The sequence below is a fragment of the Microbacterium sp. genome (assembly GCF_035554235.1).
GTDB lineage: Bacteria > Actinomycetota > Actinomycetes > Actinomycetales > Microbacteriaceae > Microbacterium.
This window is the reverse complement of sequence record NZ_DATMIO010000101.1, coordinates 1-24,358: the sequence shown is the minus strand read 5'-3', so window position 1 is coordinate 24,358 and position 24,358 is coordinate 1. Positions and strand designations below refer to the sequence as shown.

The 24,358-nt window shown below is 67.8% G+C and carries 23 protein-coding genes; 11 read left to right on the top strand and 12 right to left on the bottom strand.

What is annotated here, in order from left to right; translation table 11 throughout:
• Window positions 1-145 (top strand): RNA polymerase-binding protein RbpA (locus tag VNT50_RS05015; protein WP_325484005.1); only part of this gene is annotated, 145 nt, incomplete at its 5' end.
• 103 nt (window positions 146-248) lie between these two features.
• On the opposite strand, the gene pgl is transcribed toward VNT50_RS05015, so the two are convergent.
• Genes pgl through tkt form a run of 6 tightly spaced genes read right to left on the bottom strand, consistent with a single transcriptional unit; the run spans window position 249 to window position 8,409 of the window.
• The gene (gene pgl, locus VNT50_RS05010) at window positions 249-1,031 is read right to left on the bottom strand and encodes a 6-phosphogluconolactonase (protein WP_325484003.1); all 783 of its coding nucleotides are present in this window, start codon (window positions 1,029-1,031) and stop codon (window positions 249-251) included.
• Window position 1,032: 1 nt separating this feature from the next.
• Window positions 1,033-1,971 carry a glucose-6-phosphate dehydrogenase assembly protein OpcA gene (locus tag VNT50_RS05005; RefSeq protein WP_325484002.1) on the bottom strand — a complete coding sequence of 313 codons (939 nt, stop codon included), beginning with the start codon at window positions 1,969-1,971 and terminating at the stop codon, window positions 1,033-1,035.
• A complete protein-coding gene (gene zwf, locus VNT50_RS05000) occupies window positions 1,968-3,557 on the bottom strand; it encodes a glucose-6-phosphate dehydrogenase (protein ID WP_325484001.1) in 1,590 nt (529 codons plus the stop codon). Before zwf ends, VNT50_RS05005 begins: the two co-directional genes overlap by 4 nt.
• 15 nt (window positions 3,558-3,572) lie before the next feature.
• Window positions 3,573-5,192, bottom strand: coding sequence for a phosphoglucose isomerase-related protein (locus VNT50_RS04995; protein WP_325484000.1), 1,620 nt, complete (start codon window positions 5,190-5,192; stop codon window positions 3,573-3,575).
• Window positions 5,189-6,298, bottom strand: a complete 1,110-nt coding sequence (gene tal / locus VNT50_RS04990; protein ID WP_325483999.1) for a transaldolase — start codon at window positions 6,296-6,298, stop codon at window positions 5,189-5,191. Before tal ends, VNT50_RS04995 begins: the two co-directional genes overlap by 4 nt.
• Window positions 6,295-8,409 carry a transketolase gene (tkt, locus tag VNT50_RS04985; protein ID WP_325483998.1) on the bottom strand — a complete coding sequence of 705 codons (2,115 nt, stop codon included), beginning with the start codon at window positions 8,407-8,409 and terminating at the stop codon, window positions 6,295-6,297. Before tkt ends, tal begins: the two co-directional genes overlap by 4 nt.
• A gap of 320 nt (window positions 8,410-8,729) precedes the next feature.
• Here tkt and VNT50_RS04980 point away from each other — a divergent pair, with 320 nt between their 5' ends.
• Window positions 8,730-9,656 (top strand): heme o synthase, encoded by a 927-nt coding sequence (locus tag VNT50_RS04980; protein ID WP_414683939.1) that lies wholly within the window; start codon window positions 8,730-8,732, stop codon window positions 9,654-9,656.
• A 9-nt stretch (window positions 9,657-9,665) separates the two neighbouring features.
• On the opposite strand, the gene VNT50_RS04975 is transcribed toward VNT50_RS04980, so the two are convergent.
• Window positions 9,666-10,127: a hypothetical protein gene (locus VNT50_RS04975; RefSeq protein WP_325483997.1), complete on the bottom strand. Its 462-nt coding sequence runs from the start codon at window positions 10,125-10,127 to the stop codon at window positions 9,666-9,668.
• Between the two features lie 89 nt (window positions 10,128-10,216).
• The gene (locus VNT50_RS04970; protein WP_325483996.1) at window positions 10,217-11,194 is read right to left on the bottom strand and encodes a COX15/CtaA family protein; all 978 of its coding nucleotides are present in this window, start codon (window positions 11,192-11,194) and stop codon (window positions 10,217-10,219) included.
• A 258-nt stretch (window positions 11,195-11,452) separates the two neighbouring features.
• On the opposite strand from VNT50_RS04970, the gene sufB reads away from it, so the two are divergent.
• Genes sufB through VNT50_RS04935 form a run of 7 tightly spaced genes read left to right on the top strand, consistent with a single transcriptional unit; the run spans window position 11,453 to window position 18,110 of the window.
• Window positions 11,453-12,871 (top strand): Fe-S cluster assembly protein SufB, encoded by a 1,419-nt coding sequence (gene sufB, locus VNT50_RS04965; protein ID WP_325483995.1) that lies wholly within the window; start codon window positions 11,453-11,455, stop codon window positions 12,869-12,871.
• The gene (sufD, locus tag VNT50_RS04960; RefSeq protein WP_325483994.1) at window positions 12,871-14,076 is read left to right on the top strand and encodes a Fe-S cluster assembly protein SufD; all 1,206 of its coding nucleotides are present in this window, start codon (window positions 12,871-12,873) and stop codon (window positions 14,074-14,076) included. The genes sufB and sufD overlap by 1 nt, the downstream gene beginning before the upstream one ends.
• Window positions 14,073-14,399, top strand: a complete 327-nt coding sequence (locus VNT50_RS04955; RefSeq protein WP_325483993.1) for a non-heme iron oxygenase ferredoxin subunit — start codon at window positions 14,073-14,075, stop codon at window positions 14,397-14,399. Before sufD ends, VNT50_RS04955 begins: the two co-directional genes overlap by 4 nt.
• Before the next feature lie 3 nt (window positions 14,400-14,402).
• Window positions 14,403-15,185, top strand: coding sequence for a Fe-S cluster assembly ATPase SufC (gene sufC / locus VNT50_RS04950; RefSeq protein ID WP_325483992.1), 783 nt, complete (start codon window positions 14,403-14,405; stop codon window positions 15,183-15,185).
• Window positions 15,186-15,194: 9 nt separating this feature from the next.
• Window positions 15,195-15,524 (top strand): metal-sulfur cluster assembly factor, encoded by a 330-nt coding sequence (locus VNT50_RS04945; RefSeq protein ID WP_325483991.1) that lies wholly within the window; start codon window positions 15,195-15,197, stop codon window positions 15,522-15,524.
• Between the two features lie 52 nt (window positions 15,525-15,576).
• Entirely contained in the window at window positions 15,577-16,737 is a 1,161-nt protein-coding gene (locus tag VNT50_RS04940) for a MalY/PatB family protein (protein WP_325483990.1), read from the top strand.
• On the top strand, window positions 16,734-18,110 hold the full coding sequence (locus VNT50_RS04935) for an MFS transporter (protein ID WP_325483989.1): 1,377 nt from the start codon (window positions 16,734-16,736) through the stop codon (window positions 18,108-18,110). Before VNT50_RS04940 ends, VNT50_RS04935 begins: the two co-directional genes overlap by 4 nt.
• A gap of 32 nt (window positions 18,111-18,142) precedes the next feature.
• Here the strand turns inward: VNT50_RS04935 and VNT50_RS04930 are convergent, their stop codons facing one another.
• The 4 genes from VNT50_RS04930 to VNT50_RS04915 form a co-directional block, all read right to left on the bottom strand.
• Window positions 18,143-18,937, bottom strand: a complete 795-nt coding sequence (locus VNT50_RS04930; protein WP_325483988.1) for an ABC transporter ATP-binding protein — start codon at window positions 18,935-18,937, stop codon at window positions 18,143-18,145.
• 20 nt (window positions 18,938-18,957) lie between these two features.
• A complete protein-coding gene (locus VNT50_RS04925; RefSeq protein WP_325483987.1) occupies window positions 18,958-19,818 on the bottom strand; it encodes an ABC transporter permease in 861 nt (286 codons plus the stop codon).
• On the bottom strand, window positions 19,815-20,861 hold the full coding sequence (locus VNT50_RS04920) for an ABC transporter substrate-binding protein (RefSeq protein WP_325483986.1): 1,047 nt from the start codon (window positions 20,859-20,861) through the stop codon (window positions 19,815-19,817). Before VNT50_RS04920 ends, VNT50_RS04925 begins: the two co-directional genes overlap by 4 nt.
• Window positions 20,862-20,969: 108 nt before the next feature.
• Window positions 20,970-21,776 carry an IclR family transcriptional regulator domain-containing protein gene (locus tag VNT50_RS04915; RefSeq protein ID WP_325483985.1) on the bottom strand — a complete coding sequence of 269 codons (807 nt, stop codon included), beginning with the start codon at window positions 21,774-21,776 and terminating at the stop codon, window positions 20,970-20,972.
• A 295-nt stretch (window positions 21,777-22,071) separates the two neighbouring features.
• On the opposite strand from VNT50_RS04915, the gene VNT50_RS04910 reads away from it, so the two are divergent.
• Window positions 22,072-23,727 (top strand): CocE/NonD family hydrolase, encoded by a 1,656-nt coding sequence (locus tag VNT50_RS04910; protein WP_325483984.1) that lies wholly within the window; start codon window positions 22,072-22,074, stop codon window positions 23,725-23,727.
• A gap of 125 nt (window positions 23,728-23,852) precedes the next feature.
• Window positions 23,853-24,358: type 1 periplasmic-binding domain-containing protein (locus VNT50_RS04905; RefSeq protein ID WP_325483983.1), on the top strand; the 506-nt coding region annotated here is incomplete at its 3' end.

Sequence of the window (24,358 nt, the reverse complement as noted above, 5' to 3'; positions counted from 1 at the left end):
CGACAAGGAGAACCCTCCCGCGCTGGCCAAGACCGAGCCGTACAAGACGCACTTGGCGTACGTGAAGGAACGGCGCACCGAGGAAGAGGCCGAGACGCTCCTCGACGATGCGCTGAACCAGCTCCGCGAGCGACGCGGGCTCTGAGGGGCATCCGCGTTTGCTCGGATAGGTCTCGATACGGCGCTGCGCGCCTACTCGACCTTGACCCGACACGCATCAGGCGCTTCGCGCCGTGATCCGTGTCGTGTCAATAATCCGGATCGATGAGGTCGGGAGGGACTTCGGCGGCCGCCGCCTTGTCGACGAAGATGACCGTGCGCCTGCGGCCCTTGGCTCCCGCGGCGGGGACGCTCGAGTAGCTCGCTCCCGCGAGCACGAGCCCGAGCGCTGAGGCCTTGTCAGCACCCGCGATGACCATCCAGACGCGCACGGAAGAGTTGATGACGGGGCGCGTCAGCGTGATCCGCTCCGGCGGTGGCTTGGGGGAGTCCCGCACCGCGAGAACCGCCTCGCTCGTGACATGGATCTCGGGTCGGTCAGGAAAGAGCGACGCGATGTGGCCGTCGGGACCGACGCCGAGGAAGCAGATGTCGAACACCGGCCACGGGCCGTCGTCGGTCGAGAAGCGGGACAGCTCCTGCGCGTAGGCGACGGCCGCGGCATCCAGGTCGACTCCCTGATCCGACGCGGGCATGGGGTGGATGTTCTCGGCCGGAATCGCCAACGCGTCGAGAAGCGCCTCGCGTGCCTGAGCGTCATTGCGGTCCGCATGGCCGCTCGGGACGAATCGCTCGTCGCTCCACCAGAAGTGCACGAGCGACCAGTCGACGTTGTCGCGCCACGGGTGCTCGGCGGCCGCGCGGAGCACAGCGATGCCGCTGGTTCCGCCCGTCAGCGAGACGTGCACCGTGCGACCGGCATCCGACAATTCGCTGACTTTGCCGATGAAGCGTGCCGCGACGCCCGCTGCGAGGGCGGCGGGGTCGGCGGTGACGACGACCCGCTTCTCGGTGACATTCTCGAGCGGCATGCTACTCCCGCGGTGCTGGCGGGCCCAGAAGGTCCCAGGCCTCGGTGATCACTCGACCATACAGGACGTCGGGATCGAGGCGGCGGAGCTCTTCGGCGAGGCATTCGCGGAGCGTCCGGCGGGGGAGGACGAGGTCGTGATCCGGCTGACCGGGCTGGGTGAGCAGGGCGACCCCGGGGGAGGGGCGCTCGAGCACGATGTCGCCGCTCGCGCGTGCGAGGCGCACCGACTTGATGCCGTGCTCCCACTCTTCGGGCGACTCGTACCTCCAGTCCACGGGCACGTCGAGCATGAGACGCAGCCACGCGGCGAGCAGGGCCGTCGACGGGGAGCTCGCGGCGCCACGCACCTCGACGCCCGTGACCTCGTCGAACGGCGGCTGGTCGAGCACGGCGGCGAGCTGTTCGCGCCAGTGCGTAAGGCGCGTCCACGCGAGGTCGGTGTCACCGGGGGTGTAGCTGTCGCCGAGAGTCGACAGGCGATCCGTGGAGAAGGGCCGGGTCGAGGCATCGGTAATGCGTCGCTGGGCGATGCCGCCGAGCGGTGAGACGGAGGGCACCTGGGGCGGGTCGTCCGGCCACCACGCCACCACGGGAGCGTCGGGGAGCAGGAGGCCGGTCACGAGGCTCTCGGCGTTCGAGGCCGCGTCGCCGCGGGCGTGCAGTACGACCACTTCGCTGGCTCCCGCGTCGCCGCCGACGCGGATCTGCGCGTCGAGCCTCGGTTCGTCGGCGTCCGACGTCATGAGCACGATGACGCGCATCGGATGCTCGCGTGATGCGTCGTTCGCCGCGTCGATCGCTTCCTCTTCGAGCCCGTGCCTCGTCGCGATGACGAGGGTCAGCACGCGGCCGAGGGCGACCGCGCCGCCTTCCTCGCGCACGCTGACGAGCTGTCGCGCGACCTTGCTGACGGTCGTGTCGGGCAGTTCGATGATCACGGGCGCCTCCAGACGCGGCCGTCGCGGGCGAGGAGCTCGTCGGCGGATGCCGGACCCCACGAACCGGGACTGTATTGCTCGAGGGGACCGCTCTGGGCGGCCCAGTACTCCTCGACGGGGTCGAGGATCTTCCACGAGAGTTCGACCTCTTCGTGGCGGGGGAAGAGGGGCGGGTCGCCGAGCAGCACGTCGAGGATGAGCCGCTCGTACGCCTCGGGGCTCGCCTCGGTGAACGCGTGGCCGTAGCCGAAGTCCATCGTCACGTCGCGCACCTGGCTGCCCGAGCCGGGGACCTTCGAGCCGAAGCGGATCGTCACGCCCTCGTCGGGCTGGATGCGGATGACGAGCGCGTTCTGGCCGAGCTCCGACGTCTGGTTGCGCGAGAAGAGGTGCTGCGGCGCGCGGTTGAACACCACCGCGATCTCGGTCACGCGGCGCCCGAGGCGCTTGCCCGTGCGCAGGTAGAACGGCACGCCCGCCCAGCGGCGCGTGGCGATCTCGAGCTTGATGGCGGCGTAGGTCTCGGTCGTCGATTCCGGGTTCATCCCGTCCTCGTCGAGGAATCCGGTGACCTGCTCGCCTCCCTGCCACCCGCCCGCATACTGTCCGCGCGCGGCGGCCAGCGAGAGGTCTTCGGGCAGGGTGACCGCGGCGAGCACCTTCTCCTTCTCGGCGCGGAGGTCGCTCGCCGTCAGGCTGATCGGCTCCTCCATCGCGGTGAGGGCGAGCAGCTGCAGCAGGTGGTTCTGGATGACATCGCGCGCGGCGCCGATGCCGTCGTAGTAGCCGGCGCGGCCGCCCACGCCGATGTCCTCGGCCATCGTGATCTGCACGTGGTCGACGTAGTTGCGGTTCCAGATCGGCTCGTAGAGCTCGTTCGCGAAGCGCAAGGCCAGGATGTTCTGGACCGTCTCCTTGCCCAGGTAGTGGTCGATGCGGAAGATCGAGTCGGCCGGGAACGCGACTTCGAGGGCCTCGTTGAGCGCCCGTGCGGTCGTGAGGTCGCTTCCGAACGGCTTCTCGATGACCACGCGGCGCCAGCGATCCTCGTCTGTGGTGTCATCGACCAGGCCCGAGTCGCGCAGCTGTCGGGCGACGAGGGGGAAATCCTTCGGCGGGATCGACAGGTAGTACGCGTGGTTGCCCATCGTGCCGCGTTCCACGTCGAGTTTCTCGACGGTCTTGCGCAGCGTGGTGAACGACTCGGGGTTGTCGAATTCTCCGGAGACGAAGCGGATGCCCTGAAGCAGCTGCTCCCACGTCTCCTCGCGGAACTCGGTGCGCGCGTGCTGCCGCACCGCGTCGTAGACGACCTTCGCGAAGTCCTGGTCCTGCCAGTCGCGGCGCGCGAACCCCACCAGGGCGAACCCGGGCGGCAGCAGGCCGCGGTTGGCGAGGTCGTAGACGGCCGGCATGAGCTTCTTGCGCGACAGGTCGCCCGTGACGCCGAAGATCACGAGGGCGCTGGGCCCCGCGATGCGGTTCAGGCGGCGGTCGTCGGCGTCGCGGAGGGGATTGTGCCCGCGCGAGATCTCGATACGCGGCCGCTCTGCGGCCCCACTCGATCCTGGGATCTTGACGGTCATGTGCCGGGGGTGCTCCTACTGGGCGGCTTCGAAGAGCGCGAGCACTTCGAGCTGGGGGTCGGTCAGGGTGAGGGTGACGACGGGCCTGCCGTGCTCGGCGAGCACATTGGCGTCTCCCGCGGCCTGCGCCTCGATGAGCTGGCCGAACGTGAAGGGCCGGTCGGGGATCTCGAGGTCGACATCCGTGCGCTCGAGGATCTGCAGGAACACGCCCTGCGCGGGGCCGCCCTTGTGGTACTGACCTGTGGAGTGCAGGAAGCGGGGTCCCCAGCCGAAGGTCGTCGGGCGACCGGAGTCGGCCGCGACGAGCTCGCGAAGGCCCTGCAGCTGAGACAGCTCGAGACGGTTCACGTACGCCTGGATGGCGACGTATCCGTCGGCGGGCAGCCGCGACCACAGTGCGTCGAGCACCCCGGCGACGGTTCCGGATGCGGCGAGCTCGGGGTCGCTCACACGCACCTCGACACCCTCGACCGTGAACGCCGGTGCGGAGGGCTCGGGGCGGGCGTCGAGCAGCCCACGGGCCGCGATCTTCGCCGACTCCACGTCGGGCTGATCGAAGGGGTTGATCCCCAGCATCCGCCCGGCGATCGCCGTCGCATACTCCCAGACCATGAGCTGGCCTCCGAGCGAGCCGCTGACGAGGATCTCTCCCTCGTGGTGCTCGAAGAGGTGGAACTTCTTGGCCTCGTCGACGAGCCGTACGATCTGCAGGTCGTCGGGTCGCTTCTCGACCTCGGGCGAGACGGGAAGCAGGACGACGGGCAGGATGCCGGTGCCGTTCTTTCCGGTCGATTCAGCGACGAGCTGCTCGATCCAATCGGGCAGCCGCACAATGTGGGTGCCGTCGGTGATCAGGCCGAGCTTGTCGCGACGCGGCGACGTGCCGGCGATCGCGGCGGCGAGCAGGAGCGCCGGGTTGTCGGGGCTGTCGATCGCGACCTCGAGAAGCGACGCCTCCGCCTCGTCGAGGAGTTCGCTGATGTCGACGCCGGCGAGACCGGTCGGAACGAGCCCGAACGCGGTGAGCGCCGAGTAGCGCCCACCCACGGTGGGGTCCGCGTTGAACACGCGGTAGCCGTCGGCACGGGCGGCCACATCGAGAGGAGAGCCGGGGTCGGTGACGACCACGATGCGCTCGAGGGGGTCGATGCCGAGATCGCGGAACGCGGCCTCGAAGGCGCGCTTGGCCGAGTCGGTCTCGACGGTCGAGCCGGACTTCGACGAGACGACGAGCACGGTCTGGCTCAGGCCGCCCGACTCGGGGTCGCCGTCGAGGGCCGCGAGCACCTGGCCCGGAGCGGTCGAGTCGAGGATCACGAGCGGAACGCCCGCGGTCTGGGCGATGACCTCGGGGGCGAGCGACGAGCCGCCCATGCCCGCGAGCACCACCCGCGTGATGCCCTTGCCCACGAGCTCGGCGCGGAGCGCCTCGATCTCGGGCACGAGGGGGCGGGAGACCGTGACGGCCTGCACCCAGCCGAGGCGCTTGGACGACTCCTCCTCGGCCTCGGGGCCCCACAGCGAGCCGTCGCCGGCGGTGATCCCCGAAGCGACCAGGTCGGTGATGAGGGTCGGGAGGTTGGCGTCGATGGCGGCCTTCGCGGCGCCGGTGACGTGGATCTCGAAGCTCATCGGGTCGCCTCCACGCCGCCCCGAAGAGCGGTCGCCACGGTCTCCTGGAGCTCGTGCCACGAGGCGACGAACTTCTGCACGCCTTCGTCCTCGAGCACCTGGGTCACGTCGTCGAAGTCGACGCCGGCGGCGCGGAGCGCGTCGAAGTACTCGTGCGCCTCGGCGTAGCGGCCGGTGACCTGGTCGCCGTCGATCTCGCCGTGGTCGAACGTGGCCTCGAGCGTCTTCTCGGGCATCGTGTTGACGGTGCCCGGTGCGACGAGCTCGGTGACATAGAGCGTGTCGGGGAGCGAGGGGTCCTTGACGCCGGTCGAGGCCCACAGCGGGCGCTGCACGTTCGCACCGGCATCCACCAGCGCCTTGGCGCGATCGGTCGAGAACTCGCGCTCGTACAGCTCGTACGCCAGGCGCGCGTTCTCGACGCCCGAGCGGCTCTTCAGGGCCTCGGCGCCGAGCGCCGTGAGGCGCTTGTCGACCTCGGTGTCGACGCGCGACACGAAGAAGGACGCGACGGAGTGGATCTTCGAGAGGTCGTGGCCGGCGGCCTTGGCCTGCTCGAGACCCGTGAGGTACGCGTCGATGACGGCGGCGTACCGCTCCAGGCTGAAGATGAGCGTGACATTGACGCTGATGCCCTCGGCGATCACCGCGGTGATGGCGGGGAGGCCGGCCTTCGTAGCGGGGATCTTGATGTGCACGTTCGGGCGGTCGACGGTGGCCGACAGCGCCTTGGCCTGCGCGATGGTCTCGTCGGTGTCGTGCGCGAGGTCGGGGGAGACCTCGATCGATACGCGACCGTCGACGCCGTTGGTCTCGTCGTAGACGTGGCGGAACACGTCGGCGGCGGCACGCACATCGTCGGTGGTGATCTCGAAGATCGCCTCGTCGGCGGTGGCGCCGCGCTCGGCGAGCACCTTGACCTGCGATTCGTACGCCTCGCCGTTGGCCAAGGCGCCGGCGAAGATCGTCGGGTTCGTCGTGACGCCGGTGACGTTGCGCGTGACGATGAGGTCCGCGAGGTTGCCCGTCATGATGCGCTGACGCGAGAGGTCATCCAGCCAGATGCTGACGCCTTCGGATGCGAGTTTTGCGGTGGGGGTGCTCATGAGTTCTCCTTGACGGTTTCGCGGGCGGCCGCGACAACGGCCTCGGTGGTGATGCCGAACTTCTGGAACAGGGTCTTGTAGTCGGCCGACGCGCCGAAGTGCTCGATCGAGACGCTCCGACCCTTGTCTCCGACGATGTGCCGCCACGGGAGGGCGATGCCGGCCTCGACCGACACGCGCGCGGTCACGGCGGCGGGCAGGACGGACTCGCGGTAGGCGGCATCCTGCTCGTCGAACCACTCGAGCGAAGGCGCCGACACGACACGGGCGTTGATTCCCTCGCCGGCCAGGACCTCGCGGGCCGCGACGGCGAGCTGCAGCTCTGATCCGGTGGCGATCAGGATGACGTCGGGCGTGCCGTTCGGGGCCTCCGCGAGAACGTAGGCGCCCTTCGCGGCGTGGGCGGCGGCGGCGAACGTGTCACCGGATGCCGCGCCACCGTTCTCATCGTCTGCACCGGCCCGCGCGAACACCGGGATGTTCTGGCGGGTCAGCGCGATGCCGGCGGGGCCGCCGTGACGGCGCAGCAGCTCGAGCCAGACCGCTCCGGTCTCGGCGGCATCGCCCGGACGGACGAGGGTGAAGTTGGGGATGGCGCGGAGCGCCGCGATCTGCTCGATCGGCTGGTGCGTGGGACCGTCCTCGCCGAGCGCGACGGAGTCGTGTGTCCACACGAAGATCGAGGGGATGTTCATGAGCGCGGCGAGACGGACGGCCGGGCGCATGTAGTCGCTGAAGATCAGGAACGTCCCGCCGAACGCGCGGGTCGGCCCGTGCAGCACGATGCCGTTGAGGATCGAGCCCATCGCGTGCTCGCGGATGCCGAAGTGCAGCACGCGGCCGTAGGGGTTGCCGGTCCACTCGTGGGTCGAGCGCTCCGACGGCACGAACGACGCGGCGTTCTTGATGGTCGTGAGGTTGGACTCGGCGAGGTCTGCCGATCCGCCCCACAGCTCGGGGAGCTCGGCGGCGAGGGCGTTGATGACCGTGCCCGAAGCCGCGCGGGTCGAGATGTCCTTGCCTGGTTCGAAAGCGGGAAGTGCGTCGGCGATGCCCTCGGGCAGTTCGCGGGCGCTGACGCGGTCCCAGAGCGCCTTGCGCTCGGGGTTCGCCGCAGCCCACTCGTCGAACGCCGTCTGCCACTCGGCCTTCTGGCCGGCGACCCGGTCCGACAGTGAACGGGTGTGTGCGAGCACATCGTCCGGAACGACGAATGTCTCGTCGGGGTTCCAGCCGAGTACCTTCTTCGTCGCGGCGAGCTCGTCGCCACCGAGGGCGGAGCCGTGGATCTTGCCGGTGTTCTGCTTGCCGGGGGAGGGCCAGCCGATGATCGTCTTCAAGACGATGATCGACGGCTTCGCGGTCTCGCCCTTGGCGGCCTCGATCGCCGCATACAGCTCGGCGGCATCCTCGACGTACTCGCCGGTCTTCTTCCAGTCGACGGTCTGCACGTGCCAGCCGTAGGCCTCATAGCGCTTCGCCACGTCTTCGGTGAAGGCGATGTCGGTGTCGTCCTCGATCGAGATCTGGTTCGAGTCGTAGATGACGACGAGGTTGCCGAGCTCCTGATGCCCGGCGAGGGAGGACGCCTCGCTGGTGACACCCTCCTGCAGGTCGCCGTCGGAGGCGATCACGTAGATGTGGTGGTCGAAAGGGCTCTCGCCGGCGGGTGCCTCCGGGTCGAACAGGCCGCGCTCGTACCGCGCGGCGTAGGCGAAGCCCACGGCGGAGGCGAGACCCTGGCCGAGCGGGCCCGTCGTGATCTCGACGCCGTCCGTGTGGCCGTACTCCGGGTGGCCGGGAGTCTTCGAGCCCCACGTGCGCAGCGACTTGAGGTCATCGAGCTCGAGCCCGAACCCGCCCAGATAGAGCTGCACGTACTGCGTCAGCGACGAGTGCCCTGCAGAGAGGATGAAGCGATCGCGCCCCGCCCAGTTCTTGTCCGACGGATCGTGCCGCATGACCCGCTGGTAGAGGAGGTAGGCGGCCGGGGCGAGGCTCATGGCCGTGCCCGGGTGGCCATTGCCCACCTTCTCCACGGCATCCGCCGCAAGAACGCGGGCCGTGTCCACGGCGCGCTCATCGATCTCGTCCCAACGCAAATCCGACACCGGACCGCCTTTCGTGGAGGGGGAGCGCTCGTCCAGCTCAGCGTCGATCACCGCGGTGCAGGTCACAGGGGAGGTGGAGCGAAGGCTCGCATGTGTGTTCAGCATAGCGAAGCGGCTCTTCCGCTCCCGCTATGCATCGGGTCAGTGACGACAGTGTGACAGCGGCTCGGACGCCGGATATGACGTGCCCGTGTCCGAGCCGTTGCGGGCTGCTCTCTTCGCGATGCAGGGCATTGTGAGGAGTGGCCCCCGGCCCCGGCCCGCCGCGCCGAATGCCTTAGACTTCTCAGTGATCTGTACTGGCGGTCATTACGGGGGACATGCACATCATGACGACGTCGGGGCTCGCGGCGCCCGTTGCCCACCGCACCCTCGGCCGCACTCTTCGTGCTTATGTCGCACTGACGAAGCCGCGAGTCCTCGAGCTCCTTCTGGTCACCACCGTACCGGTCATGATCCTCGCCCAGGGCGGGTTCCCGAGCATCTGGCTCGTGCTCGCCACGGTGCTCGGCGGATCGATGAGCGCCGGCTCCGCGGCCGCGTTCAACATGTACCTCGACCGCGACATCGACGCGCACATGCAGCGCACCGTGAACCGCCCGCTCGTCACCGGCGAGGTCTCGCCGCGCGGGGCCCTCATCTTCGCGTGGGCGCTGGCCGTGGCATCCACCGTCTGGCTCTGGGTGACCACCAATTGGCTGGCCGCCTCGCTCTCGGCCGCCGCCATCTTCTTCTACGTCGTGATCTACACGATGCTCCTCAAGCGCCGCACCGAGCAGAACATCGTGTGGGGCGGCATCGCCGGATGCTTCCCGGTGCTGATCGGCTGGACGGCCGTCACCGGATCGCTCGCCTGGGCGCCCCTCATCCTGTTCGCCCTCGTCTTCCTGTGGACGCCGCCGCATTACTGGCCGCTGTCGATGAAGTACAAGGAGCAGTACGACGACGTCGACGTGCCGATGCTGGGCGCCACGCGCTCCGGCTCGCAGGTCGGCCTGCAGGTCATCCTCTACGCGTGGGCGACGGTGGCATGCTCGCTGCTGCTCGTGCCCGTCGCGCAGATGGGCATGGTCTACACGGTGTCGGCGCTCGTGTTCGGCGGATGGTTCATCTACGAGTCGCACCGTCTGTACAACCGGGCCGTGCGGGGCACCGAGCCCGCGCCGATGCGTGTGTTCCACGCATCCATCACGTACCTCACGCTGCTGTTCGTCGCGATCGCGATCGACCCGCTGCTGCCGTTCTGAGCCCCGCGCTCAGCGCGCGGCGGGAACGGCGTCGGTCTCGGGCACGACCCGGGCATCATCGGCATCCGCCACGACGGGCGCGACCGCGTCCTCGGCGACGGCGGGCTCGTCGTGCGTCGAGCGGTCGTCCGGGAGGGGTTCGATGACCGCGATGGGCTCGATGACCTCGACGGGCTCGATGGCCTCGAGGGCGGCGATGCTCGTCGCGGGGACGAGGGCACGGGCGCTGGCGACCGCGAGGGCGAGCAGCAGCCCGACGACACCCGCGCCGAGCACGATCGAGCCGATCACGGCGATCGACTGTCCGCCGTAGACCTCGACGCCCGTCGCGGTGCCCGCGGTCAGCGCCGCGTTCATCGAGCCGATCTGCGAGAGGGCGACCCACCCGCCGACGGCGATCGACGCGAGAGAGAGCACCACGAGGCCCCAGAACGGGATGCTGCGGACGAGAGGGGGACGGGCGGCGTTCATGCGGCTCCTTGAAGTCGGGGATGCCGCGGCGGAGGTGCCGCGGCATCCACCACCTTCACGGGGTCGCCGGTGAGCCGACTATGCGGCGCCTATGAGGCCGCTGTGCGATGCAGCTCCGCGGGCTCGTCCGCGACCGGCGCGACCGGGGCCTTGAGGTGGAGCACCACAGCGGTCATCGCGGCGACGAGCGCCACGGCGAGCACCATGTGGATGTTCACGAGCACGATGGGAAGGCCGGCGCGCGCCTGCCAGAGGCCGACCGCGGTCTGCACGAGTTCGATGCCGAGCAGGAGACCGACCCACGGGCGGAGCCCCGGAGCGACCCGCCATGCGCCGATCAGCAGCACGATCGTGAGGCCGAGCGTGACGTACGCGGGCCACGAGTGGAAGTGCTGCATCAGCTCGGGCGGCAGACCGTTGCGCGCCGCTCCGGCGTCGCCGGCGTGGGGCCCCGCGCCCGTGACGAGGATGCCGACGATCACGGTCGTCAGCACCGCGGCGCTCGTGAGATGGGTCACGCCGGCGTACCAGCGCGGCACGCCGAGCACGCGCGGCCCGGGGCCGGTGTGCACGCGGTAGACGAGCACGGTCGACAGCGCGACGAGCACGACCGATGCGAAGAAGTGCAGCCCCACGACGTACGGGTTGAGGTTGGTCAGCACCGTGATGCCGCCGATGACCGCCTGCAGCGGCACGTACAGGCCGATCGAAAGGGCGAGCCAGAAGAGGTCGCGCCGCTCGTGGCGCATGCGGACGACGAAGAGGAACATGACGATCGCGACGGCGACCAGCACGAACGTCAGCAGGCGGTTCGCGAACTCGATGATCCCGTGCGCGGCCAGTTCGGGGGTCGGCACGAACGATCCCGCGGTGCACTGCGGCCACGTCGGGCATCCGAGCCCGGAGGCGGTCAGCCGCACCAGCCCGCCCGTGCCGACGATCCCGATCTGCACCACGAGCGTCGCCCACGCCGCCGCGACCACGCGTCGATCGACCCGATCCGGGAGCCACGCGCCCAAGCGGGCGCCGAGGCCGGTGTGCTCGGAAGCGGTGGGCGCGTCGGTCATCTGTCGTGGCCTCCTGGGAATTGGCCCCCGACTGTGACCGGGGCCGCCTGGGTGGCCGCCCGGAGCACAGGCGGAACCTGTAGAATCAAGGGGTTGCGGTGCGCGCGCTGAGCGCTCGACGCATCGCTTCAAGTGTAGGCGCGCAGGACGGCGCCTCAGAGAAGGGCCCACCAGCGGCATCCCACCCCCTCGAAAACACGCGGGATCCGGGTGCCGGGGCGGATGACACCGTTGAGGCCTAGAGGAGAGTGTGACGTCATGTCTGATGTGCTCATCGACCGACCCGAGCTCGAAGGGCTCGGCACTTACGAATTCGGCTGGCACGACGCCGACGCCGCCGGAGCCGCCGCCCAGCGCGGCCTGAGCGAAGCCGTCGTGCGCGGCATCTCCACGCTGAAGAGCGAGCCCGAGTGGATGCTGAAGAACCGTCTCAAGGGCCTGCAGCTGTTCGGGCGCAAGCCGATGCCGACGTGGGGCGCCGACCTCAGCGAGATCGACTTCGACAACATCAAGTACTTCGTGCGCTCCACCGAGAAGCAGGCCGGATCGTGGGAAGAGCTCCCCGAGGAGATCCGCAACACGTACGAGCGCCTCGGCATCCCCGAGGCAGAGCGCCAGCGTCTTGTCGCTGGTGTCGCCGCCCAGTACGAGTCCGAAGTGGTCTACCACCAGATCAACGAGCAGCTCGAGGCTCAGGGCGTCATCTTCATGGACACCGACACCGCGCTGCGCGAGCACCCGGAGTTCTTCGAGGAGTACTTCGGCACCGTCATCCCCGCGGGTGACAACAAGTTCGCCGCCCTGAACACGGCCGTGTGGTCGGGCGGATCGTTCGTCTACGTGCCGCCGGGCGTGCACGTCGAGATCCCGCTCCAGGCCTATTTCCGCATCAACACCGAGAACATGGGCCAGTTCGAACGGACGCTCATCATCGCCGACGAGGGTTCGTACGTCCACTACATCGAGGGCTGCACGGCTCCGATCTACAAGAGCGACTCGCTGCACTCGGCCGTCGTGGAGATCATCGTCAAGAAGGACGCGCGCGTGCGCTACACGACGATCCAGAACTGGTCGAACAACGTCTACAACCTCGTCACCAAGCGTGCGGTCGCGCACGAGGGCGCGACGATGGAGTGGATCGACGGCAACATCGGGTCGAAGGTCACGATGAAGTACCCGTCGATCTTCCTCGTCGGCGAGCGCGCCAAGGGCGAGACGCTCTCCGTCGCCTTCGCAGGTCCCGGTCAGCACCAGGACGCCGGCGCCAAGATGATCCACATGGCCCCGTACACGCAGTCATCGATCGTCTCGAAGTCGATCGCGCGCGGCGGCGGCCGGGCGGGCTACCGCGGCGAGGTGCGGGTGGATGCCAACGCCCACCACTCGGCGAACACCGTGCGCTGCGATGCTCTTCTCGTCGATTCGATCTCGAGGTCCGACACCTATCCGGCGATCGACATCCGCGTCGACGACGTGCAGCTCGGCCACGAGGCCACCGTGTCGAAGGTCAGCGAAGAGCAGCTCTTCTATCTCCAGTCCCGCGGCATGCCCGAAGACGAGGCCATGGCCATGATCGTGCGCGGCTTCATCGAGCCGATCGCCCGAGAGCTGCCGATGGAGTACGCACTCGAACTCAACAAGCTCATCGAGATGGGCATGGAAGGATCCGTCGGCTAGTGAGTTCTGTCGTCCAGGCCCCCGCGACCGTTCCCGGAGCGAAGGGCCACACTGATGGCGCGGGCGCGTTCGTGCCCGTGCAGACCCGCTCGGAGCGGCCGCATTCCTTCGATCCCGCCGACTTCGGCGCGCCCGCCGGGTTCGAGGTCAACTGGAAGCACACGCCGATCGCGCGCCTGTCGGCCGTGTTCACCGACGAGGAGACCGAGGCAGGCCCCGACCTCGCGATCGCGTACGACCTCGCGGCCATCGACGACTACGTCGTCGAGTCGACAGGTCACGAGGCCGCGGTCCGCGGCGAGTTCTTCCGCCCCGACGATCTGTCGAGCGCGATCGCGTGGAAGCGCAGCCAGAACGCGCTGCACGTGCGGATCCCGGCCGACACCGAGCCCGCCGACGCGCTCACGCTCGGCATCGTCGGTCGAGGCGCCGAGCGCCACGCCAACGCCCACATCATCCTCGAGGCCCTCCCGAACTCGAAGGCTACCGTCGTGCTGGCGCACTCCGGTTCGGCCGCGTACGCGCAGAACGTCGAGATCATCGTGCGCGACGGCGCCCAGCTCACGGTCGTGACCGTGCAGCGCTGGGACGAGGATGCCGTGCACGTCTCGTCGCACCAGGCGCGTGTCGACCGCGACGCCCGCCTCCGCCACATCGTCGTCAGCTTCGGCGGGGGCGTCGTCCGCGTCAACCCGTCGGTCGAGCTCGCCGGCGCCGGGTCGGAGGCCGAGCTCTACGGCCTGTCTTACGCCGACGCCGGGCAGCACCTCGAGAGCCAGGTGTACCTCTTCCACAAGGGCCCCGAAACCCGCGGCGACGTGCTGTACAAGGGCGCCCTGCAGGGCGTCGGCGCCCGCAGCGTGTGGATCGGCGACGTGCAGATCGGGCCGGATGCCGTGGGCACCGACTCGTATGAGGCGAATCGCAACCTCGTGCTCACCGACGGCGCACGCGCCGAGTCGATCCCGAACCTCGAGATCCAGACGGGCGACATCCGCGGTGCCGGCCATGCGAGCGCGACCGGTCGCTTCGACGACGAGCAGCTCTTCTACCTTCAGGCGCGCGGGATCAGCGAAGAAGAGGCACGGCGTCTCGTCGTGATCGGTTTCCTGAGCGAGATCGTCCAGCGCATCGGCATCCCGGCGCTGGAAGCGGAACTGTCGGAGGCCATCGAGGCCGAACTCAAGGAAGGGACGGCGCAGTGACCGCGACCCGCGTCTGCTCGCTCAGTGAACTCGAACAGGACACCCCCAAGCGCGTCGTCGTCAAGAAGGTCCCGATCGCGGTCGTCCTCGACTCGAACGGCGAGGTGCACGCGATCGGCGACACCTGCACCCACGGCGACATCTCACTCGCCGAGGGCTTCGTGGAGGGCGACAGCCTCGAGTGCTGGGCCCACGGCTCGGCGTTCTCGCTGCGCACCGGCCACCCCCTGAACCTCCCCGCGTATGAGCCCGTCCCCGTCTACGCGGTCCAGATCGACGGAGACGATGTGCTCATCGATCCGAACGTCACGAAGGAAGTCTGAACCATGGCAGTGCTCGAGATCCGCGACCTGTACGTCACCGTCGAGACGGAGGCCGGCACCACGCCCATCCTCAACGGCGTGACCCTCACGATCCGCACGGGACAGACCCACGCCATCATGGGCCCCAACGGCTCCGGCAAGTCGACCCTGGCCTACACGATCGCCGGACACCCGAAATACCAGGTGCAGAGCGGCACGATCACGCTCGACGGCGACGACGTGCTCGCCATGACCGTCGACGAGCGCGCGCGCGCCGGCCTCTTTTTGGCGATGCAGTACCCGGTCGAGATCCCGGGCGTCACGGTGACCAACTTCCTGCGCACCGCCAAGACGGCGATCGACGGCGAGGCGCCGGCGATCCGCACCTGGACGAAGGAAGTCAAGCAGTCCATGAAGAACCTGCGCATGGACACCAAGTTCGCGTCGCGGAACGTGAACGAGGGCTTCTCGGGCGGCGAGAAGAAGCGTCACGAGATCCTCCAGCTCGAGCTGCTGAAGCCCCAGATCGCCGTGCTCGACGAGACCGACTCGGGCCTCGACGTCGACGCACTCAAGATCGTCTCGGAGGGCGTCAACCGCGCGAAGGCCGAGACCGACCTCGGTGTGCTGCTCATCACGCACTACACCCGCATCCTCCGCTACATCCACCCCGACTTCGTGCACGTCATGATCGGTGGGCGCATCGTCGAAGAGGGCGGCCCCGAGCTCGCCGACCGCCTCGAGGACGAGGGCTACGACCGATTCCTCGACGCGGTTTCCGAGCCCGCGGTCGAAGCGGACGCGTAGGATCGGACTATGACCGCGACGCTCAGCCCCGACAAGTTCGACGAGGTGACCGAGGCGCTCAAAGACGTCATGGACCCCGAACTGGGCATCAATGTCGTCGACCTGGGACTGATCTACGACCTCGGCTGGGATGACGAGAACGACGCGCTCGTCATCCACATGACGCTCACCAGTGCCGGCTGCCCGCTGACCGACGTTCTCGAAGAGCAGACGGCGCAGGCGCTGGACGAGGTCGTCGACCGCTTCCGGATCAACTGGGTGTGGATGCCGCCGTGGGGCCCCGAGCGCATCACCGACGACGGGCGTGACATGATGCGCGCCCTCGGCTTCGCGATCTAAGCTCGGATTCCCTGCTTCCGCCCGATGTCCTGCGCGCAAGTAGGCTCGGACGGTGAGTATCGAACCCGTCCGAGCGCTGCCGCTGGAGCAGCTCCGCGAGCGCACGAGCGAGAAGTGGCGTGAGTATGACGCCGACGTTCTCCCGATGTTCGTCGCCGAGACCGATTTTCCGCTCGCCCCCGCGATCACGGCGGCCTTGCATCACGCCGTGGACCTGGGTGACACCGGCTACACGGCATCCCGCAATCCGCTCGCCGAGGCGTTCGCCGGCTTCGCCCAGCGGCGCTACGGGTGGACCGTCGACCCCTCGAACGTCCGCTCGACCGCGGATGTGAGCATGGGGATCGTGGAGATCCTCCGCCGCATCACCCAGCCCGGAGACCGCGTCATCGTCACCCCTCCCGTGTATCCGCCGTTCTACGACCTCATCGCGGAGGCGGGGGCCTCCGTCGAGCGCGTGCCGCTCGTGCAGACCGAGACCGGCTGGGAGCTCGATCTTCCAGGGATCGACGCGGCGTTCGCGGGCGGGGCCCGCGCGCTGCTCCTGTGCAACCCGCACAACCCCACGGGCACCGTGCACCCGCGCGAGATGCTCGCCGAGCTGGCCGGAATGGCCGCCCGCTTCGGCGCGCGCGTTGTCAGCGACGAGATCCACGCGCCGCTGACCCAGCCCGGTGTGACGTTCACGCCCTTCCTCGATGCCGCCCCCGACGCGCGCGAGATCGGCTTCGCGGTGGCATCCCCCAGCAAGGCGTTCAACCTCGCGGGGCTCAAGTGCGCCGTCATGGTCACCGCGGGCGACCGGACGTCCGCGATCGTGCGGGGGATGCCCGACGAGGTCGAATGGCGAACATCGCAGTTCGGGATGCTGGCATCGGTCGCCGCGCTCTCGCCCGAGAGCGACCCCTGGCTCGACGGACTGCTCCACACCCTCGACGAGAACCGCGTTCTGCTCGCCGGGCTCATCGACGAGCACCTTCCGGGCGCCCGCTACCTGCCGCCGGATGCCGGGTACCTCGCGTGGGTGGACCTCACCGCGCTCGGCTGGGGGCGCAATCCGGCCAAGCGCATCCTCCGCGACGCGAAGGTGGCCTTCCACTTCGGGCCGGCGTTCGGCGAAGAGGGCGACGGTCACGTGCGCATCAACTTCGGGTGCTCGCCCGAAGTGCTTCGGGACGCGCTGGCGCGGGTCGGCGCGCTCGTCGGGTCGTGACCGGCGAACGCACGCGCGACGAATCTGCGGGCATCTGGCATCCGCGGATCGTCTGGGTGACGGTCGGCGCTGTCGCGCTCGTCTTCCTCGCCGCGGTTCAGGCCCTCGCCGTGACGACGGTCATGCCCGTGGTGAGCGACGAGCTCGACGGTGCATCGCTCTACGCGGTGGCATTCTCGGCGACGCTCGCCACGAGCGTCATCGGCATGGTCGCCACAGGCGCCTGGTCGGATCGCGCCGGCCCCGTCCTGCCGCTCTACACCGCGACGACCCTCTTCGTCGCGGGGCTCCTGATCGCCGGCGCCGCACCGACGATGGAGATCCTCGTCGCCGGACGGCTCGTGCAGGGACTGGGCACGGGCGGCCAGATCGTCGCGCTGTACGTCGTCGTCGCGCGCATCTACCCTTCGGTGCTGCACGGCCGCGTCTTCGCCGCCTTCTCGGCCGCCTGGGTCGTGCCCTCGCTCATCGGCCCATTCCTCGCGGGCGCCGTCGCCGAGTTCCTGCACTGGCGCTGGGTCTTCTTCGGGGTCGCCCTCCTCACCGTCGTCGCCTTCGTGATGGTGGCCGTCAAGCTCGCGGGAATCGACATGCACACCGACGAACCCGCATCGAACGGGAATGTCATACTGCGGCTCGTGCTCGCTGTGGTGGTGGCCATGGGCGCGCTCGCCCTGAGCCTGTCCGGTGAGATCCCTGTCTTCGGGTGGGCGGCGGCTGCGGCATCCCTCGTCGTCATCGCGCTGGCGGCGCGCCCCCTGCTGCCGCGCCGCACCCTGTCCGCGGGGAGGGGACTGCCGAGCGTCGTGCTGATGCGGGGCATCATCGCGGGCGCCCTCTTCGGCGCGGAGATCTATGTGCCGTACCTGCTGATCGATCACTTCGGCTTCTCGCCGACGTGGGCGGGGCTCGGGCTCACCACGGCGGCCCTCGCGTGGGCGGCCTTCGCCGATGTGCAGGGCCGGTTCGGCGATCGCATCGGCAATACGCGCATCACCCTGATCGGCGTGGTCCTGTTGGGCACATCGACCGCGGTGGCCGGTCTGACCGCGCTGTGGGGGCTGCCCCCGGCCGTGCTCATCGCCGGGTGGACGCTCGCCGGCGCCGGCATGGGCCTCATGTATCCGCGCCTCACCGTGCTGACGCTCGCCTACTCGACGCCGCAGAACCAGGGCTTCAACTCGTCCGCCCTGTCGATCTCCGACTCGATCGGGGCATCGGCCGCGATCGCCGTGATGGGGCTTGCGTTCACGTTCCTGCGGGGGACGGATGCCGGGTTCCCGGCGGTCTTCGCGATCGCCACGGCCCTCGCCCTCGCGGCGCTCGTCCCGGGTCTACGGCTGGGCCACGCACACGAGACCCGGGTGCCCTAGCGGCACGGCTCAACGCCGACGAGTGATATGAACTACGTGGTACCGGGGTCAGGATCGATGCCGATCGATGTGTCGACCCCGGCCAGTTGGTCCACGTCCAGTCCCGCAGCAAGCATCCTCTTGAGGCGGTGAAACTCTGCTGACGACGCGTCTCGCGGATGGGGAATGTCGATGCGTTCGTCATGGACGACCGCGGCCGGTCTGGACGAGAGTGTCACCACCCTCGTTCCGAGAGCGACCGCTTCTTCGACGTCGTGCGTGACGAATACGACTGTCATCTGCGTCGCACGCCACAGGTCGACCAGGTCGCTGCGCAGTCGCGTTCGTGTTTTCACATCGAGCGCGCTGAGTGGTTCATCCATCAGCAGGATCTGCGGCTGCACGGCAAGCGCCCGCGCGATCGCCACTCGCTGACGCTCTCCGCCGGATAGCTGATGGGCCGGCTTCGTCGCCAACCGAGTCAGTCCGACCATCTCGAGCTTCTCCAACGCCGCGGTGCGCAGCTGCTGCCGGGAGCCGGTCATGCGTCGCAACTTCATCGCCATGACGACGTTATCGCGGGCGTTGAGCCAGGGCAGCAGGCGGGGGCTTTGGAACACGTACGCGATGCGGCGCCATGCCTCGCTCGGTGCCTCCCCGAGCACGCGAACCTCGCCATCCGATGGCTGCACCAGGTCGCCGAGGATTCGAAGAGTCGTCGACTTACCGCAGCCGCTGGCGCCGAGGACGCAGAGGAACTCACCCTGCTTGACGCGCAGGGTGAAGTCGTCGATCACGACGTCGTCGCCGTAGGCGATCTTGAGGCCGTCGATGACGATGGCATCCACCGCGTCCGTCACGGATACGCTCACTGGTTCACCACGTCTTTCTGTGTCGCTCCCATTCGGCGGGAAACGTAGTTGCTCAGCGCTTCGAACACGAATGTGTCCACGACGTAGACGATCATTGCGATGACGATGATCGTCGCGAAAACCATGGATGTGTCGAAGGTTTGTCGCGCTTGGTTCATGACCAGTCCGATGCCGGCCTCTGCGCCGAAGAATTCGGCGATGATGGCCACCTTCCATCCGACGGAGAACGACAATCTCGCAGCGGCGAGCACGTACGGCAGGAGGAGGGTGAACTCGATCCGGCCGAAGACTGACAGACGGCTCCGGGTGAAGCTCCGACCCATCTCGCGCAGATCCGGATCGATTGCCTTGAGGCCTTCTCGCAGAGTGACCATCGAGAAGGGGAGGATGATGAGCGCGACGACGAAGATCACCGCCGCGTCGGATACTCCGAGCCAAATGACGCCGAGGATCGCCCACCCCACGCTGGGGACGGCGTTCAGCAGCGGTAACAGCCTGTGGCTCACGACGCCATTGAAGACGGGCATGAGTTGGGTGAGCAGCACCAGTCCACCGCCGATGAGCATGCTGATCACCAATGCGACGATGATACGGGCGAAGGACGTCAGCGTTTCGAAGGCCAACGGACCGACCGTCAGCTGTACGACATCCTCTGCCACGTCGAGCGGCGCGGGGAGCAGGTATGCCGGCTGGCCTGGAGCTGCAAGCGCCCATGCGAGAAGGATCAGCAGAGGTATCCCGTTCGCGAGCGCGAAGCTGCCCCACTTCACCTGTCGACGTGCGGTTCGGATCGTGGAGGTCGGACTGTCAGCAATCCGCTCGGACGCCTTGGCGCTGGCCGTGATGCCTGCCGTCACTGGACGACCTCGTCCCGGATGTCGAGGGTCTCCTCGAACTTGCCTGCCCTCTTCGCCTCGTCCCACAGAGCCTGTCCGGCGTCGAGCCATTCTTCATCGAGATTTCCTACGTAGTCGTATGTGTCGCCCCATTGGAATTCGACGTACTCAGCAGGGAACCCGGTGGTCTCCGCGACGGTAGCTGCGATGTCGGACACATTCTCGCGCGCGTAATCGATCGATTCGGTCAGCATCGCCTGGAAGGCGGTGTAGCACTCCGGGCGCTCCTCGATCTGCGTTCCGAGCGCTTGGAACGCGGCACTCACGTTGTTGCCGCCGGTGAGTTCCCGCCACTCCGCGGTGGTGTTGGTCAGTTGCCGATACTTGTCTTCGTCTTGTCCCATCAGCCAGGAGACATAGCTGTAACCGACGATCGCATCGACCGTGCCACGCTCCAGACCGATGACGAGTTGCGCGGGATCCAATTCGGTCCATCGAACGTCGCCGCCTTGCAGCGCCGAGTTCAAGCCATAGTTCTCGTCGAGGATCACCTGTTCATAGAAGGTTCCTGTGGAGCCGAAGCTCGTGACGCCCACAGTCTTCCCCGCCAGGTCGGCGGCGGACCGGATCGGCGAGTCGTCCATCACGTAGATGCCCACCACGCCGGTCGCGTCATCGGGCGCCTTGTTGCCCGATGACAGCGCCACGATCTTGAGATCAATCCCTTGCCCACGTGCTTGGGGCACTCCGATGAGGGAGCCCTCGATCAGGTCGTATTGTCCAGTCGCAGTGGCCTGGAACAACGCAGGAAGCGCAAGGTAACTGATCTCGAGCCCAGGAAACGCGGTCGTGTCGACTTCCTCGTTCTCGATTGCGTAGAGCGCTGACCGCCGCAGATCATCATCTACGACGGCCACGCTGAAGTCTTCGCAAGAAACCGCCGACCCGCCGGACGCTTGTCCGGTGGGGGCGGTGGATTCACCGCCGCCGGAGCAACTGGCCAGAGCGAGGCCGGCGACGGCAATAAGGGCAACGCGTGCGAGCGGTTTTGCTGCGGTGGGCACGATGGGACTCCTCTTCGAGTGAACGCTGGCACCCGCCCACTAGGCGGACACTTGTCCGAATACTCTCAGGTGATCGTCGTCTCGTCAACCGGTGCCGTTCCGCGCACCCTACGAACTGGCTGTGGGAAGGGGAGTGATGGGCTGGGCTTCCCATCGCTGCCAATCCGCGCTGATGTTCGCCGCCGTCTGCAGCAGTCTCGGCAGGAAGGCATCCACCAGCGTCTCGATAGGGGTCTCCATCGCGTGAGCGTTGATGTTCACCGCGGCAACGACTCGGCCTGCACCGTTCCGGATCGGCGCGGCGATAGAGCGGATGGCAGCGGCGAGCTGCTGATCGGCCACTGCCCATCCGCGAGCTCTGACCTCTTGGAGAACGTGGCTCAACTCCTCATCGGAGGGGACTCGCGCAGGCTGAATGCCAGAGCGTGTGGGTGCGGCCAGCGCCACAGCAAGATCCTCCGGGCTCAAGTCGGCGAGGAGCACCTTTCCGAGCGATGTGACCACGGCCGGAAATCGCGTGCCGATCGAAACGGAAAGGCCGACGAGCTTCGGCACAGCGGCACGAGCGACGTAGACGACATCCGATCCATCGAGTTGGGCGATCGAGCACGATTCACCGGTGGACCGGGAAAGTTCGACGAGGTGTGGCCGTGCAATCTCCCAGATGCCAGACGCTGTCAGGTACGCGTATCCGAGGTCGAATACTCGCGGCGTGAGATGAAAGCTCCCGCCTTCTGCGCGGACGTAGCCGAGTTCCATGAGTGTGATCAGGATCCGACGAGTCGTTGGGCGGGGCAAACCGGCGGCCGAGGCGATCTCGCTGAGGGATCGCACCTCTGGGGACCCAAGAGATGTCAGGACATCGAGCCCGCGCGCGAGCGCCTCGATGAACTCCGGTTTCTCGCTCTGTCTCATCCGTTACCCCCTGGTACGCATTGCTGGTGGGCCCTAGTCTCGCACTTCGCCACACCGACACAAACGTGTGTGCCCGCTGTGCGGACACCCTCCCGCCGCATCCGGACCTGGGACGTCGGGCACCGTGCAACCGGTGGGCCGCCAAACGGACTACTGTCCGTTACAGCGGCACGACCCCACTCGCTCCCGCGTCTCGGATCGGCGACGCCGCAAGGTTGACAGGTGGTGAATGTCACTCTAAAGTCCAGATGAGATTTCGCGGACAGTTGTCCGCCAGGCGATCAAAGGAGAAGCCGTGTCGGTTGAGTGGATCTTCCGGGAGCCTTACGACCCCACTGAGGCGGGATATCCCGGGATCAACGAGCGCACCGTGGTCCAGGAAGGAATGATCATCGACTACGACGTCCGCGTGGAGATGCGCGACGGCGTCGGCATCCGCGTGGATGTGTTCCGGCCCGACAACGACGAGCCCGTGCCGGTGATCATCGGCTGGGCGGCATACGGCAAGCACCTGGCTCCGGCGAACTGGTTCCCCGGTTCCGGCGTACGCGAAGAGTGGATATCGCCGTACACCATCTTCGAAGCCCCGGACCCGCTGTACTGGACCCGCCACGGCTACGCCGTCATCTACGTCGATCCGCGAGGCCAGTGGGGCTCTGAGGGCCAGAACCGAGGCTTTCTCAACACCCGTGAAGCCGCGGACGTGTACGACCTCATCGAGTGGGCCGGCACGGCGGCGTGGAGCACCGGCAAGGTGGGCATGTCGGGCGTGTCCTACTTCGCGATCATCCAGTGGTTCGCCGCCGCGACGCGCCCGCCGCATCTTGCCGCGATCAATCCGTGGGAGGGATTCTCGGACCGCTACCGGGAGACGGTGTACCACGGCGGGATGCTCGAGGACGGGCTCAACGACATGTGGTGGCACGGTCACGGGCCAGGCATCGGCTCAGCGCAAACGGAGGACGGCTGGAGTATGGCGGCTGCCCACCCGCTCTTCGACGAGTACTGGGCCGATAACGCGGTCGACCTCGCCAAGATCGATGTGCCCGCCTATATCGTCGCCAGCTGGACCGATCAGGGCCTGCACACCCGCGGCACGCTCGAGGGCTACAAGCGCATCTCGTCCACGGACAAGTGGCTGGTGGTGCACGGACGCAAGAAGTGGGAATACCAATACCAGCCGGAAAATGTGGAACGTCTCCGCGCGTTCTTCGACCAGTTCCTCAAGGGGGTCGAAGCCGGAGTGCGAGACTGGCCGCGGGTGCAGCTGGAGATACGGGAACGCTGCTATGTCGGTGAGATCCGCGACGAGGACGAATGGCCGCTCGCTCGCACGGAGTACACCCGTCTCTACCTGGATGCGGCCAGTCAGGCGCTTGCTCTGGCACCGCCGGCCGAGCCGACGCAGATCGTGTATCTGGCGCGCGGCCCGTTCGGCGCCCAGTTCGAGTACGCATTCCCTGAAGACACCGAGCTGACCGGACACAGCAAGCTACGCCTCTGGGTCGCCCCCGTCGACAGCACGGATATGGACCTTTTCGTCGCTCTCGAAAAGGTCGACCGTGAGGGCGAAAGGGTCGGCTTTCCCTTCTTCTCCACGAATCTGGACGGCCCGTCTGCGCTCGGCTGGCTGCGGGTCTCCCACCGCGCGCTCGATGAGACCCTGTCCACCGAGTATCAGCCGGTGCACAGCCATACGGCTGAGCACAAACTGGCGCGCGGCGAGCTCGTGCCGGTCGACATCGAGATCTGGCCGTCGTCCGTGCTGTTTCGCAAGGGCGAACGCTTGCGGTTGCTGGTCAAGGGAAAGGACTTCGACCACTACGAGTCTCCTCCCGGTGCACCTCAAATGACGCACACGGCGACCGTGAACGTCGGGAACCACCTGATCAAGACAGGCGGCGACCACCAGTCGTATCTCCTCGTTCCCGTCATCCCCGAAAAGCGATGACGGCGACCCGCCCAGAGCACTCCCCCCTCACTCCCTGTCCAGCACCACCCGAGAGGAAAAAGATGTCCGCACATTCACGACACAGCACCGTCGGTGTGTCACGTCACCGTCGACGTCACTGGGCCATGGCCAGCACCACGCTGCTCCTGTCTGCCGCGATCCTGGCCGCCTGTACCGAAGCACCACCCTCATCCCAGCCCCAGAGCGACGACACTGACGCGGCAACCAGCGACTATGCCGCGACGCTCGAGTTCACGGGTGCAACCGCCGGCACAGCCGACGACTCGCTCGAGCCGATTCGGCTCGGCATGGTCAATCTCGAGGGGGGCGTCCCATCGAGTCCAGAAACGCGTGAAGCGGCCGAGGCGGCGGTGAATCTCGTCAACAGCGAACTCGGGGGTATCGGCGGGCACCCACTCGAGCTGGACACCTGCACTGTCGCCAGCAGCGAGGAGGAGGGTCTCGCGTGCGGCCAGCAGATGGTCAACGACCCGTCCATCGCGGCCGTGGTAGAGGGGGCGCTGGTATTCGGAGCCGACTCGTTCCACCAGGCGATCGACGGCAAGTTGCCCGTCGTGGAGGTGAACCCGAGCTCCGCCGGCGACCTGACGAGCGAGAACGCCTTCTCTCT